This is a genomic window from Amycolatopsis sp. NPDC049159 (assembly GCF_040648295.1).
GTDB lineage: Bacteria > Actinomycetota > Actinomycetes > Mycobacteriales > Pseudonocardiaceae > Amycolatopsis > Amycolatopsis pretoriensis_A.
In genome coordinates this window covers 102,094-115,959 of sequence record NZ_JBEZDL010000004.1, presented here as the reverse complement: position 1 = coordinate 115,959, position 13,866 = coordinate 102,094, and the positions used below count along the sequence as shown (strand labels likewise).

General features: G+C 73.5%; 11 protein-coding genes. 3 read left to right on the top strand and 8 right to left on the bottom strand.

Features of this window, described 5'->3' with window-relative positions:
• Positions 1-50: 50 nt before the first annotated feature.
• Together AB0B33_RS09475 and AB0B33_RS09470 are read right to left on the bottom strand one after the other, a co-directional pair.
• Entirely contained in the window at positions 51-1,658 is a 1,608-nt protein-coding gene (locus AB0B33_RS09475; RefSeq protein WP_360768876.1) for a helix-turn-helix domain-containing protein, read from the bottom strand.
• A 314-nt stretch (positions 1,659-1,972) separates the two neighbouring features.
• Positions 1,973-2,839 carry an urea carboxylase-associated family protein gene (locus AB0B33_RS09470; protein WP_360768873.1) on the bottom strand — a complete coding sequence of 289 codons (867 nt, stop codon included), beginning with the start codon at positions 2,837-2,839 and terminating at the stop codon, positions 1,973-1,975.
• Positions 2,840-2,984: 145 nt separating this feature from the next.
• Between AB0B33_RS09470 and AB0B33_RS09465 the strand changes: the two genes are divergently transcribed.
• Together AB0B33_RS09465 and AB0B33_RS09460 are read left to right on the top strand one after the other, a co-directional pair.
• Complete coding sequence (locus AB0B33_RS09465; RefSeq protein ID WP_360769498.1) at positions 2,985-3,767, top strand: hypothetical protein; 783 nt, start codon at positions 2,985-2,987, stop codon at positions 3,765-3,767.
• A gap of 82 nt (positions 3,768-3,849) precedes the next feature.
• Positions 3,850-4,506: an HNH endonuclease family protein gene (locus AB0B33_RS09460; protein WP_247023506.1), complete on the top strand. Its 657-nt coding sequence runs from the start codon at positions 3,850-3,852 to the stop codon at positions 4,504-4,506.
• On the opposite strand, the gene AB0B33_RS09455 is transcribed toward AB0B33_RS09460, so the two are convergent.
• Complete coding sequence (locus tag AB0B33_RS09455; protein WP_360768871.1) at positions 4,503-5,270, bottom strand: fructosamine kinase family protein; 768 nt, start codon at positions 5,268-5,270, stop codon at positions 4,503-4,505. The two genes, AB0B33_RS09460 and AB0B33_RS09455, sit on opposite strands and share 4 nt — an antisense overlap.
• A 55-nt stretch (positions 5,271-5,325) precedes the next feature.
• On the opposite strand from AB0B33_RS09455, the gene AB0B33_RS09450 reads away from it, so the two are divergent.
• Positions 5,326-5,682, top strand: a complete 357-nt coding sequence (locus AB0B33_RS09450; RefSeq protein ID WP_360768869.1) for an MmcQ/YjbR family DNA-binding protein — start codon at positions 5,326-5,328, stop codon at positions 5,680-5,682.
• Here AB0B33_RS09450 and AB0B33_RS09445 read toward each other — a convergent pair.
• From AB0B33_RS09445 to AB0B33_RS09425, 5 genes are all read right to left on the bottom strand, one after another.
• Entirely contained in the window at positions 5,607-6,464 is an 858-nt protein-coding gene (locus AB0B33_RS09445; RefSeq protein ID WP_360768866.1) for a GNAT family N-acetyltransferase, read from the bottom strand. The two genes, AB0B33_RS09450 and AB0B33_RS09445, sit on opposite strands and share 76 nt — an antisense overlap.
• A 46-nt stretch (positions 6,465-6,510) precedes the next feature.
• Entirely contained in the window at positions 6,511-8,583 is a 2,073-nt protein-coding gene (locus AB0B33_RS09440; RefSeq protein WP_360769495.1) for a putative Ig domain-containing protein, read from the bottom strand.
• Positions 8,584-8,690: 107 nt separating this feature from the next.
• A complete protein-coding gene (locus tag AB0B33_RS09435; protein WP_360768863.1) occupies positions 8,691-8,912 on the bottom strand; it encodes a hypothetical protein in 222 nt (73 codons plus the stop codon).
• Positions 8,913-9,110: 198 nt separating this feature from the next.
• Complete coding sequence (locus tag AB0B33_RS09430) at positions 9,111-10,697, bottom strand: acyl-CoA synthetase (protein ID WP_360768860.1); 1,587 nt, start codon at positions 10,695-10,697, stop codon at positions 9,111-9,113.
• 38 nt (positions 10,698-10,735) lie between these two features.
• A complete protein-coding gene (locus AB0B33_RS09425) occupies positions 10,736-13,705 on the bottom strand; it encodes a BTAD domain-containing putative transcriptional regulator (protein WP_360768857.1) in 2,970 nt (989 codons plus the stop codon).
• Positions 13,706-13,866: the final 161 nt, after the last annotated feature.

Here is a 13,866-nt window from a genome sequence, read left to right as displayed (position 1 = left end):
CGCGGCCGTGGAGTGTCCGAATCCCGGACACCTTCCGTCCGCGCCCGGGGTCAGCGGACCCGCAGCGCGCGCATGCGGTTGTAGAGCGTCGAGCGGCTGATGCCCAGCTGCTTCGCCGCCCGCACCTTGTTGCCGTCGCAGGCTCGCAGCGTGCGGACGATGACGTCGTACTCGGCCTGCTCCCAGCCGGTCAGGGCCCCGCCCGTCTCCGTGCAGTCCAGGGCCAGGTCGGCCGCCGTCAGGTCACCGGCCGAGCGGCGGTCGGCCGCCGCCGCCAGGACGCCCTCCAGCTCGCGCAGGTTGCCCGGCCAGTGCTGGGACGCCAGCAGCTCCAGCGCGCCCGGTGTCAGGCGCAGCGAAGCGCCGAAGCCGCGTAGCAGCTCGCGGGCAATCGCCGGGATCTCGTCGCGGCGCTCGCGCAGCGGGGGCAGCTCGATCCGGCGGTGGACGCGTGCCGCCAGGGTTGCCTGCTCGCCGTGCAGCTCCGACGGCGGGCCGCTGAGCAGGGCGAACCACGCCGGTGACTCGTCCAGCAGGCGGGCCAGGCGGACGGCCGCGAGCGGGGGCAGCAGCTGGATCCCGTCGATCACCAGCAGGCCGCGGGAGCTCGCCGCCGCCTCCACGCGGGCGCACCAGCCGGCTTCGCCCGCGACGACGTCGGACGCGTCGAACTCGCGCACCGGCTCGTCCCCGGCGATCACCCGGGCGGCCGTGCTGCGGCCCGCGCCGGGCTCGCCGCAGACGAGCACCCGCCGCCGGGCGTGGCCGGCGCGGTGGAGGCGGTCTTCGATCGGCGCCGGGAAGAGCCCGCGCGCGGCGCGCGGGCGCGACACCACCGGGCTCGCCGGGCGCACCGGCGCCAGCTCGAACAGCAGCCCGGCGTTCGCCGACACGGCTTCGACGCGCACCTCCACCGGCGTGCCGGAGGTCAGCCGGATGCGCCGGAGCCCCCGCTGGGTGCGCCCGAGGTCCTGCAGCAGCCGGTGGTCGGCGGTGTCGACCAGCTCGGTCGCCGCCGTGTTGGCCAGCACGACGTCCTGGCCGAGCGCCAGCACCGCGCAGGCCCGGTGCTGCACCGACTGGAACGCGGCCAGCAACTGCTGCTCGGCGAGCTTCGCGCCGTCGAGCAGCCGCCGTTCGATGTCGGCGACCGCGCGCCGCAGGAACGGCCCGAGCAGCGGGTTCGCGTCGCCGGCCGGCCCGGTGATGTCGAGGACGCCGGCCAGCCGCCGCGTCGAAGGGTGCACCAGCGGGTGGCCGTAGCAGGTGAACTGCTTCATGGCTTCGAGGAAGTGCTCGTCACCGTCGACGGAGACACCGCGGCGGGTCTCGAACGGCGTGGCGAGGGAGTTCGTCCCGGTCCGCTCCTCGATGAACTGGCAGCCGGGCACCGCGCTGATGTTCTCCAGCGCCAGCTCGACCGACCGCTCGGTGAACCGCCGCGCGACGATGCGGCACTCGTCGTCGGCGAGCACGACGCAGAACCGCGTGCCGGCCAGCTGCCGGGCCAGCTCGTCGAGCACGGGCGAAGCGGCCCGCAGCAACCGGCTGCGGCTGTCGACGTCGGCGACGTCGAGCCGGTCGATGGCGGATGCCGGCGAGAGCCCGGAGAGCTCCGCCCGCCGCCACGACTGCGCGATCTCGGTCCGCAGGTCCACGCGCACTCCTCGAGCGACCCGATCGGTGTACCCGGCCTGCCATCATCACACGGACCGGCCGCCAGGTGAACCTTTCCGACCGGGCCGGTGCCCGCCCGCCCCGGCCGGACGGTTTCCGGGTACGCCGGATCGCTTGCGCCACAACGCAAAGAGCGTCGGCTCGCACCAAGCCCGTTCGGGAGCGGGACGCCCCGTGCAGGTCGGCGAACCGATCAAGCCGTTCCCGCTCGAGGAGGCTTCGGCAAGAGCGACGAGCGTGGAACTTCGCGATGGTGAGGCTCTCGGAGTCGGAACGCCGTCGACTTCCGGCCAGGCTACCCCGCGGGTTCGCCGCGCCGACCCGTCCGATCGGGCGGGGCCCACTCCGGCAGCCGGACGCCGTGCAGCCCGCGGTAGGCCGCGCGCGCCGGTGGGGACCAGCCTTCCAACAGGTCGGCGCGCGGTGCGAACACCTCGACGCCGATCGGGTGGCAGACGTCGATCGGGTCGCGGGCGTCCGGGCCCCACAGCGGGACGGACAGGTCGCCGCCCGGGCACGTCGACAGCGCGCACAGCAGGTCGGCCTCCGCGAAGAACTCGAAGTGGTCGCCCGGGCGGGCCGGGCACGCCTTCATGAAGTAGCGGTCGTCTTCGGTGAGCCCGGTGCACTGGAAGACGTTCAGGACGTCGTGCACGTCGAACTCGGTGAGCCCGAACGGCGCGACCGCGCGGACCAGGTTCGAGTGGCAGTGGAAGTCGAAGTCCTCGCCGGTGAGCAGCCGGTTGACGTACGGGTCGCAGCGGGTGCCGAGCAGGTCGTGCACGCGGCCGCCGTCGCCGTCCACGCCGTGGTGCTCGAGGGTGTCGGCGGTGATCGTGGCCAGCGGGCGCAGGAACGGCAGCGTCGACCACAGCCGGTCGAACGTGCTGACGTGCGCGCGCTGGAGCTGGCGGGTGCGGGCCGCCCAGAACCGTTCGCGGGGGTCGTCGGCGTGCCACAGGTTGAGGTCCCCGACCTGCGGGCCCTCGACGGTGCTGAGCCGGCAGAGGTGGCCCTTCGGCACCCGCCACGCGCGGCCGGAGCGGATCGGGATTTCGAAGGCGTCGACCCGCACCCGGCCGGGCCCGGCGGCGAGCCGCCGGTAGAACGACCGGTCGACCTCGAGTGCGGCGCCCTGGTAGGCGGGTGGGGGTGCGCCCATGGCGTTCTCCTTCGTCGGGTGCGTCCAGCATGCCCTCGGTCACGCACGGTGGTGTTCGATCACTCGTTCGGCTGCTGGGGCGGCGGCGGTCGGGCTTTTACCGTCGTAGTGCCCTATTTCGTGGGAGGAGTGACCGGCGTTGCTCGTGGCCCTCCAGCGCACCGGTACCGAACGTGCTCTGCCGCCCGCGGCGGAGCACGTCGTGGAGTTGCTGCGTTCCTGGGGGCGGGGACCGGACCACCTGACGGGCCTGGCGCTGGCGGGCATCGCGTTGCCGGGCCCCAAGTTCGTCGACGCTCTCGTCTTCACCCGCACCGGCGTGGTGGTGATCGCGGCGCACGAGCCCGGCCCGGACCCGGGATCGGGGGAGCGGGCGGGCGCGGCGGTGGCGGCGGCGCAGGGAGCGCTCGCCGGGCACGAAGGCGGCCGGTACGTGACCGGCCTGGTCGCGGTCGTCCCCGGCCTGCCCGACCCGGGTGCGCACTGGGACGAGCCCGCCACCGTCCCCGGGGTCGCCGTCGTCCTGGCCGACCCGCGGAGCCTGCGCCGGATCATCGTCCAGCACAACCGCTGGCGGACCGTCTGGTCGGCCGACGACGTCCTCGACGCCTGCTACGCGCTTTCCCTCGCCCACCTGGCCCCGCCGCGGTCCGCGCTGGTCGCCGACGGGTTCCCGGTGCGCCTGCCGGACCGCTCCCGGCTGCCGGAGCTGCCCGCGGTCGTGCCGATCCCCGCCGAACCCCCGCCGGCCGCCGAGGCGCCCGGCGAGCCGGCCGTCCCGCCGCCCCGGCGGCCGGGTTCGGCGGTCTTCCCGCGGCCACGGCCGATCCGGCAGGTGCCCTGGGGTCTCTTGGCCGTGCTGACGCTGCTCGTCACCACGGGCGTCATCGCCGCCGTGTTCGTCGCGCAGGTCTTCCACGGCTCGTAAAGATCGCGCCAACTGGGCCATCTGCACCGTTTCCCCGCGACGTCGGCTGGGCACCTCCCGGTAGACGTGAAAGGGGTTCACGATGCCGCGCACCCAAGCGCTCGTCCTGCTGGCCGTCCTCACCGGTGCCGCCGTCACCGGCTGCAAGGTGCCCGACGACCTGGCCTCCGGGGCCCAGCCGACCGGAACCGCCGCCGCGGCGCCGGTCGCGCCCGCCGAAGCGCGGGCCGAGCTGGGACAGCTGAAGGTCGCCGTGCGCGGGACCATGGACGGCTACAGCCGCGAGAAGTTCCCGCACTGGGACAAGGTCGAGGGCGCCTGCGACACCCGCGAGCAGGTCCTCAAGCGCGACGGCAAGGACGTCACCACGAACTCCGACTGCGCCGCCAAGTCCGGCACCTGGGTGAGCGCCTACGACGGCCAGACCTGGCACAAGGCGTCCGATGTGGACATCGACCACATGGTGCCGCTGGGGCAGGCGTGGGTCAGCGGCGCCAAGTCGTGGACCCAGGAGCGCCGCGAGCAGTTCGCGAACGACCTGGTCCGCCCGCAGCTGCACGCGGTCACCGACAACCTCAACGAGCAGAAGAGCGACAAGGCGCCCGACCAGTGGAAGCCGCCGCTCGTCTCGTACTGGTGCACCTACGCCACGGACTGGATCGTCGTGAAGCGCAACTACGGCCTGACGATCACCGTGCCGGAAAAGACGGCGCTGGAGTCGATGCTGCAGCACTGCTAACGCAGCGAGCGCGCCGCCGCCAGCGCCTGCCCGGCGTAGGACCGTCCGAACAGGACGGTGTGCACCAGCAGCGGGAACAGCTGGTGCAGCCCGATCCGCTCCGTCCAGCCGCCGGCCAGCGGGGCTTCCTCCTGGTAGGCGGCGAGGACGCGGTCGAGGTGCGGGCAGCCGAACAGCTGCAGCATCGCCAGGTCCGTCTCGCGGTGCCCGCCGTGCGCGGCCGGGTCGATCAGCCACCCGTCTTCGCCGTCCCACACGACGTTGCCGTTCCACAGGTCGCCGTGCAGCCGGGACGGCGGTTCGTCGAGCGCCGGGAACCGGGCGCAGGCGCGCTCGAAGACCGCGGCTTCGGCCGGGCCGAACGTCCCGGCGTCGACCGCGCGGCGGACGTAGGGCAGCACCCGGTGCGCGGCGTACCACGACGCCCAGTCCTCCTCGGGGACGTTCGCCATCGGGGCCAGGCCGATCCAGGCGTCGGCGGGCCCGCCCGGGGGAGCGGAGCCGAACGCCGGCGCCCCGGCCGCGTGGAGCCGCGCGAGCCCGCGCCCGAACCGCTCGGCCGCCGCCGCGCTCGGGCGTCCGGCCGGGACGCGGTCGAGCACCAGCTGTTCGTCGTCGTGGCTGTGCACCACCGGCACCGCGACCGCGTCCGCCGCGGCCAGCCAGCGCAACCCGGCGGCCTCGGCGGCGGCCGCGCCGGGGGCGTGCCCGCGCTTGACCACCACCACGCGGCCGTCGTCGAGAACGGCTTCGCGGATGCTCATGTCCCGCACCGTACCGGCGCGCTAACGTAGGCGCCGGAGACAGGGGGAACGACAGGTGGCGGTCACGGTCCAGAAGCTCGAACGGCTGCTCGGCGGGCTGGCGGAGGTCCAGCGCTCCGAAGCGCGCGACTACTCGTCGTTCAGCGTGCGCGGCAAGCGGTTCGGCTACTTCTGGCCGCGGACCCGGACCGTCGGCCTCAAGCAGGAGATCTCCGAGCAGCTGGCGCTCGTGGCGGAGCGCCCCGACGTGTTCGAGGTCCAGTTCACCGCGGGCGGGTTCGGCTGGGTGGTCGTGTACCTCGACGGGATCGGCGCCGACGAGCTGGCTGAATTGCTCTACGAGGCCTGGCGGCTTTCGGCGCCCGAGGAGCTCGCCGCCGAGGCGCCCTTCACCAGGATCGCCCGCGCGTAGAGCAGCTCGAACCCCAGCCGCTGCACGTTCTGCTGCGACTTCGACCCCGGCTGCGTGGTGACCACGGCGAGGTCGCACCCCAAGGCGGCGGCGGTCGCGAGCCGGGCGCGCACCAGCGCCGTCTGCACGCCGCGGCGGCGGTGGGCGGGCAGCGTCGCCGCGGCGCCCAGCTGCGCGATCCCGTCGGCGACGCGAAGCCCGGCGCCGCCGGCGAATTCGCCCTCGCGTTCCGCCGTGAACCGCAGCATCCCCGGCATGTCGCGCAGCGCGTCTACGATGGTCTCGCGCGAGAACTCCTCGTGCGAGGCCAGGCCTTCGGTGTCGGCCACGACGGACGCGTCGGCGATGGCGGCCAGCCACGTCTCCAGCTCGTCGTCCCCGGAGCGCCGGACGAAGTCGGGGAAGCCGGCGTCGGCGACCCGGCGGCCGAGCACGTTCTCGTAGTTCTCCAGCCGGTAGCCCCGGTCGGTCAGGTGCCCGCCGAAGGACGCGTCCGCCAGCTGTGACACTTCGATCTGCACCGGCGCGCCCTGCTCGGCGTAGGCCGCTTCGATCTCCTCCAGCCCGTCGGGCGGGCCGTCGAAGCCGACCCCGGCGACCTTGTTGTACGGCGAGTCCGCCTCCGCGAAGCTCGCGACCCCGCCGGCGAACGGCCGCGCGAAGCCGACGTCGTCGCCCCGGCGGGCTCGTGCCGCATCGCTGCTTTCGACGACCAGCCGCACCTCGGCGCGTTCGATCCGGGCCGCCAGCGCGACGTCGCAGAAAAGCCGTTCCCCGTCCATGTCCCCAGGGTGGCGGACGTGGACGGGGAACGGAACCGAATTTCGCTCAGCCCTCCACGCGGTGCGACGCCCAGAACGACGTCAGGTCGGTCGACCCGGCCGCCGCCTGCGCCGCCGCCTTGAACTCCGCGGTGGTCGACACGCCGTACCAGTGCGACTGGGCGTAGGACTTCAGCAGGTTCGCCATCGCCGTGTCGCCGATCAGCCGCCGCAGGTCGTGCAGCGTGCACTTGCCGTAGTTGTAGACGACCGTGGAGTACCGCGACGAATGCGCGTCCCAGTAGGCCATCGAGTTGGTCAGCTTCTCCGCGCTCGACTGCCACGTGATGCCGCAGCCGCTGCCCGTGACCCCGCGGTAGAGGTCGGTGGCGTAGTCGGTGAAGCTCTCGTCCAGCCACGGGGAGTTGTACTCGTCGTCGCCGACGATCCCGTAGAACCACTGGTGCGCCAGCTCGTGCGGGAGCGCCGTGGTCGACACGAGGTCCAGCACGAAGCCCGGGTACTCCATGCCGCCGAACCAGAAGTTGTTGTCCAGCACCACGTCCACCTCGCCGTACGGGTAGTCGCCGAAGCGGCCCGAGTGGACGTCGATGGAGTCGGCGGCCAGGCTCAGCATCTGGTTGGCACTGCTGGTGGAGATCCCGCTGACCGAGTAGACGTTCACCCGCACGCCCTTGCCGGACGTCGTGCTGATCTTGGCGAACGGCCCGGCGCCCCAGGCGAAGTCGCGCACCTTGTTCGCGACGGCGCGGGTGGTGGTCGTGCTGCCGCTGGTCGTCTCGGTCGACGTCCCGGTGGCCGGGGTCAGCAGCGCCGTCGGGTGCACCAGTGTGACGTCGAAGTCGCTGATCACGGTGTAGAACGACTCGCCGTTGTTGGTGTAGGGGTCGAGGTGCCAGCCCGCGCCGTCGCGGACCGCGAGCACCGGCAGCGCGTTGCCGATCATGTTGTACGCGCCGTCGTGGCCGAACCGGTCGGCGCCGCTGGGCACGACGATCTTCAGGTCGAACCCGATGGTCGCCGACTGGCCCTGCGCGAGCGGTGCCGGCAGCGTGATCTTCATGGCCGTGCAGTCCACGCTCAGCGCGGAGGGCGTGCCGCCGGTGACGTTCGTGACCGTGATCGGCGTGGTCGGGCAGGTGCCGTGGTAGTTGTCCCAGAGCCGCAGGTAGACCTCGGGCAGCGCGGTCGCGGAGCCGTTGGTGAAGCTGACGCTCTGGTGGCCGTTCCAGGTGTCGCCCGCGGTGTTCGACGTGAGGTTCACCGTGTAGGCGGGGTTGATCGGGGTGCGCGTCGAGTCCGCGGGTGCCGCGGTGATCGTCCATGCGAAGGTGGCGCTGCCGCTGTTGCCGGCGGGGTCCTTGGCGGTGACCGTCACCGACGACGTCCCGGCCGCCGTCGGCGTGCCGGTGATCTTCCCGGTGCTCGCGCCGATCGTCAGGCCGGCGGGCAGGCCGGTCGCGGTCCAGGTGAGCGCGTCGCCCTGCGGGTCACTGGCCTGGACCTGCAGGGACGCGGCCTGGCCGACGGCGCCGGTCTGGGCGCCGGGCGAGGTGACGACCGGGGACTGCGGGTTCTGCGAACCGGTGGTGGTCAGCGAGAAGTCGTCGAGGAGGAAGTTGGTGGCGAGGCTCGAGTCCTCGGTGCCGGTGACCTTGAGCGTCACCGTCTGGCCCAGGTAGCGCGACACGTCGATGGTGCGCTGGACGTACCCGGTGTTCTTGTCGAGGTTCGAGTAGCTCGCGAGGGTGTCGGTGCCGACCTGGACGACGAGCTTGTCGTAGGCGGTGGTGGTCGTCGTCTCCTTGGTGTCGACGTGCGCCCACCACGAAAGGGCCGCCGACGCGCAGCCCGCGGGCAGCGTCAGCGACTGGGACAGGGTGTCGGTGTGCGTACTGCCGTAGCCGTCGAGCCAGGCGTCCATCGTGCCGCCGTGCGACGGTTCCGCCGTGGTGGCGGCGGAGATGACCCCGCTGGTCTGGGTCCACGGCGTGGTGCCGCTTTCGAACCCGCCGTTGCCGACGACCTGGTCACCGCAGACCGCCGCGGCCTCGGCCGGCGCGGCGACGGCGACTGTGCCCAGCAGGCCTACGGCCGCACCGAGCGCAGCAGAAAGCACCCTCGATCTCATGGGGGAGTCCTTTCGCGGCCCCGTCCGTCGGGGCCACGGAAAAGGGTCCCCCGCGGTGGGGGCGGCAACAACCCGCCATGAGTCGGGTTCCGGGTTCAGGCCTGCTGGAGCACGTTCAGCAGGATGAAGAGCAGCACGAGCGCGCCGGCCACCGCGACGACGGCGGAGACCGCCGACCGGATCATCTCCCCGAAGCCCTTGGCGGTCCGGGCCCGGTAGGCGGAGTAGTTGGCGCGGGCCTCGCGGGCACTGTGGACCCGGCTGCCGACGAGCAGCCCGGCGGCCAGGGCGAGGAGGACGGCGATGAAAACGGACACGAGCGAATCCCTTCGGAACGGAGAACGGCGAACGGCCTTATTCCTAGACCCGACGGACAGCGCGCGCCACGGCTTTCCGCGGATTCTTCACGGGCCGGTCGGCCCTGGCGGGACGGGTGTCCCGCGTTCTCCGGAAAACGCCGGTCCGCGGTCGGCGGTATCCGTCGTTTTCCGTGCCGGGCAAGGACAAATCGGTGGTCAGTCGTTCGTGGCGAGTCCCTTGTGCTGTTCCCGCAATTCTCGTTTGACGATCTTACCGCTCGGATTCTTGGGAAGCCGCTCCGTGAATACGACGTACTTGGGACATTTGTAACCGGCGAGATGTGACTTCGCGTGGTCGAGCACTTGCGCAGCGGTGAGGGTGACGCCTTCGCGCGGTACGACGACGGCGGTGACCGCCTCGATCCAGTGTGGATGGGCGATCCCGAACACCGCGGCTTCGGCGACGCCGTCGAGGAGGTACAGCGCCTCCTCGACTTCGCGGCTCGCGACGTTCTCGCCCCCGGTCTTGATCATGTCCTTCTTGCGGTCCACGACGGACAGGTAGCCGTCCTCGTCGACGACGCCGAGGTCGCCGGAGTGGAACCAGCCACCGCGGAACGTTTCGGCCGTTTTGTCCTCGTCGCGGTAATAGCCGAGCGTGGCGTGCGGGCTGCGGTGCACGATTTCGCCGACCACGCCGGACGCGACCGGCTCGTCCTCGTCGTCGACGATCCGGGTCTCGACGTTGAGCGACGGCCGCCCGGCCGACCCGGCCCGCTCGAGCTGCTCGTGCGGGCGCAGGATCGTCGCCAGCGGCGCCATTTCGGTCTGGCCGTAGAAGTTCCACAGGTCGACGTCCGGCAGCCGGCGGCGCAGCTCGCGCAGCACTTCGACCGGCATGGCGGACGCGCCGTAGTACCCCTTCCGCAGGCTGGAGAGGTCGGTGCGGTCGAAGTTTTCGTGGCGCAGCAAGGAGATCCACACCGTCGGCGGCGCGAAGAGCTTGGTCGCGCGTTCCCGTTCGACGGCGGCGAGCAGCGCGGCCGGGTCCGGCCCGGGCAGGATCACGCTGGTGGCACCGAGGTAGACGTCGACGGAGAAGAAGCAGTCCAGCTGCGCGCAGTGGTAGAGCGGCAGGGAGTGCACCTCGACGTCGTCGGCGCTCATGCCGCCGTCGACCACGCAGGAGACGTACTGCGCGATCAGGGACCGGGACGACAGGAGAACGCCCTTCGGCCGCGACTCGGTGCCGGAGGTGTACATGATCCGCAGCGGATCGTCGTCGGCGACGAAGACGTCCGGCGGAGCCGAGTCCCCTTCGGACAGCCACGCGCCGACGTCCTCCCACTCGCCGGCCGCGCCGATCCGGCCTCGGACCACTTCGCCGCTGCCGGCCAGCTCGAGCGCCTTTCGCGCGGTCGGTTCGAGGGCGCCCTCGGCGACGAACGCGGCGACCTCGGCGTGGCGGAGGAGGTAGGCGATCTCGTCGGCCCCGAGCATGAAGTTGACCGGCACGAGCAGCACCCCGAGCTTGGCGGTGGCGAACGCGAGCGCGGCGTACTGCCAGCAGTTGTGACTCAGCAGCGCGAGCCGGTCACCCTTGCGCAGCCCGCGCGCGGCGAGTGCATGCGCACACCGGTTGGCGGCGGCCTCGAACTCGGCGAAGGTGAACCGCCGTTCGCCATCGACCACGGCGAGCTTGCCGGGCACGCGCAAAGCGGTCCGGCGGAGCAGATCACCGAGCGCGTGCTGCCGCGCCCGATCGACGAGAGCGGCGGTGGTCCCGGAGAACGGCTGATCCATCCCGGCAGTCTCGGCCGGGACGCGCGAACTCGCAAGCCTCAGCGGGCGAGGTGCCCGAGGGTCTCCGCGGCCCGCGTCTCCAACGGGCGGTAGCCGGACTGCGCGGCCAGCTTCGCCGCCGCTTCGCCGTGCGTGCGGGCCAGCTCCGCGTCGCCCAGAGCGAGCGCCGCTTCGGCCAGTCCGGTCAGCGCCGCCGCTTCGCACCACGTGAAGCTCGTCTCCCGCGCGATCTCCAACGCCGCCGCGAAGTGGGTGGCGGCGTCCGACGGGTCGCCGAGGCGCAAGCACGTCTCGCCCCACGCCGCCAGCGCCGAGGCCTCCGTACCCCGGTCGCCGATCCGCCGGGTCAGCTCCACCGCGTCCGCCGCGTCGGACAGAGCCCGGGTGGCGTCGCCGGCGCGGGACTCCAGCACCGCGCGGCCGGACAGCGCCGCCGCCTCGCCGTACTGGTAGCCCAGCTCGCGGTTCGCCGTCAGCGCCCGCTCGTAGAACGACGCCGCCGCCGGGTCGCCGAGGTCGCGGTGCACGTGCCCGAGGTCGACCAGGACCACCGCCACGCTGAACTTCGCCCCGTCGCGCTCGGCGATCTCCAGCGCGCGGCCGAAGTGCGTCAAAGCTGCGTCCAGGTCGCCGACCTGGCCGCAGGCGAAACCGACGTTCGCCAGCGCCATCGTGACGCCCGGGATCGCGAGCTCTTCGCACAGCCGCAACGACTCCAGGCCGCACGCGATCGCCTCGTGCGGGTCGCCGAGGCGCTGGTGGACCGCGCTCAGGTTGTTGAGGACCGCCGCGCGGCCGGCGGGCCAGTCCGCCGCCAGGCCGTCGTGCAGGACCGTCGTCAGGTGCGCGCGGGCTTCGGCGTAGCGGCCGCTGTTGACGCCGGCGAGCGCGATCGACAGCCGCATCGCCGCCTGGGCCCGGCGCGCGCCCGCGGCTTCGGCGGCGGTCAGCGCGGTCGTGGCCGTGTCGATCCACTCCGTGTGGTGGCCGCGGTGGTGGAAGAACGCCCGGAGCGCGTCGGCGAGGTGCCACGCGTACTCGCGGGCCTCGGGGTGCTCGACGGCCGCGGCGAGGTTCGGCCACTCCGTGTCCAGCCAGTCGAGGGCGGCTTCCGTGCCGTCGAAGACGGGCGCAGGTTCGGGCCGGGGGAGGCGGAGGAAGTGCGGGATCAGCACGCGGCCCGCGGCGTCGGCCGCCGCGAGGTAGTGGTCGAACAGCCGGCGCCGCGCCGCCTCCTGATCCGCGGCCGGGTCGTCGGAGGCGGACCGGCCCGCCGCGTAGCTGCGCAGCAGGTCGTGGAAGCGGTAGCGGCCGGGCAGGTGCCGTTCGACGAGGTGGGCCGCGGCGAGGGCCTTGAGCAGCCGGGCCGCGTGGCTTTCGGTGACGCCGGCGAGCTCGGCCGCGACCGGCGCGGTGAACGTCTGCCCCGGCACCAGCGCGAGCCGCCGGAACAGCAGGCGGTGCTCGGCGGGCAGCGCCCGGTAGGACACCGAGAACGCCGTCGTCACCGCGCTTTCCTCGGCGCCGTCGACGCTCAGCCCGGCCAGCGGATCACCGCCGGCCAGCTCACGGGCCAGCTCCGCGATCCCGGACGCCTCGCCGGCGCCGAGGTTCGCCGCGGCCAGCCGCAGCGCCAGCGGGAGGTGCCCGCAGAGCCGGGCCAGCTCGGCCGCGGCGGCGGGCTCGGCGGCGACGGCGGCCGGGCCGAGCACCGTCTCCAGCAGCTGCCGGGCGTCGTCCGGCGGCAGCACGGACAGCGGCACCGCGCGGGCGCCGGTGCGGGCGATCAGGTCGCCGAGGCGCTGGCGGCTGGTGATCAGCACGGTGCCCGACGGCGGCAGCAGCGGCGTCACCTGCGCGCTGTCGCGGGCGTTGTCGAGCAGGACCAGTACCCGCCGGTCGGCCAGCAGCGAGCGCCACAGCGCCGTCCGCCCGTCCGGGTCGGGCGGGATCGCGCGCGGGTCGGTGCCCAGCGCGCGCAGCAGCTGCGCGGCCGCGACGGCGGGTGTGAGCGGCTCGTGGTCGGGGTCGAACCCCCGCAGGTCGAGGTAGAGCTGGCCGTCGGGGAACCGGTCGCGCACGCGGTGCGCCCACCGGACGGCGAGCGCGGTCTTGCCGACGCCCGCGGTGCCGGTGACCAGCCGGATGTCGGGCCCGGGGCCGCCGGCGGGCTCGTCGAGCCGGGCCAGGTCGGCGGCGCGGCCGGTGAAGCCGCGGACGTCGTGGGGGAGCTGGGCCGGGCGCACCGGCTCCGGTGGCGGCTCGGGCGCGACGTCGAGGGCGGGGTCGCCGGCCAGGATCGCGGCTTCCAGGCGGGTCAGCTCCGGGACCGGGTCGAGGCCCAGCTCGGCGGCGAGCCGGGCCCGCAGGCCGCGGAAAGCGGCGAGTGCGGCGTCGGTGCGGCCCTCGCGGTGCAGGGCGAGCATCAGCTGGCCGACGAACCGCTGCCGCAGCGGGTGCGCGGCGACGAGCTCGGTGAGTTCGGCCAGGACGGCGCGGCCCCGCCCCAGCCGCAGCTGCGCGTCGATCCGGTCCTCGAGCGCGCTCCACCGGGCCTCGTTCAGCCCGGCCAGCAGCCGCTCGGCGACATCGGGGTCGGCGGCGCCGGCGAGCGCGTCGCCCCGCCACAGCGCGAGCGCGTCGCCGAGCAGCGCGACGGCGGTCTCGTCGCCGGCCGCGCGGGCCCGCCGGACCAGCGCGGTGAAGCGGTGGACGTCGACCGCGTCCGGGGCGGCGCGCAGGACGTACCCGTGGCCTTCGGTGACCAGTTCGGGGCCGCCCGCGGCGCGGAAGACCGCGCGGATCCGGGAGACCAGCGCCTGGACGGTGCCGCGGGCGCTCGCCGGGGGATCGGCGGGCCAGAGCAGGTCGACGAGCCGGTCGCGCGACACCGGGCGGCCGGCGTCGAGGAGCAGCACGGCGAGCACGAGCCGCTGCTTGCGGGAGCCGAGGTCGACCGGGGCGCCGTCCGCCGTGGCCTCGACGGCGCCGAGGACGCGGAACTCCACCCGGTCACCTCCGTTCACCCGGCCGGGGCAAGGCGTGCAAGCGTACTGCAAGCTTTTTGCACGTCCGGTCCGCGATCCTGGCCGGGCTGCGGGACACCACCGGCGACGATGTCCACGCACCGGCTCGAACCGCCGGTGGAACGGCGGGTTCGGCTGTTGTT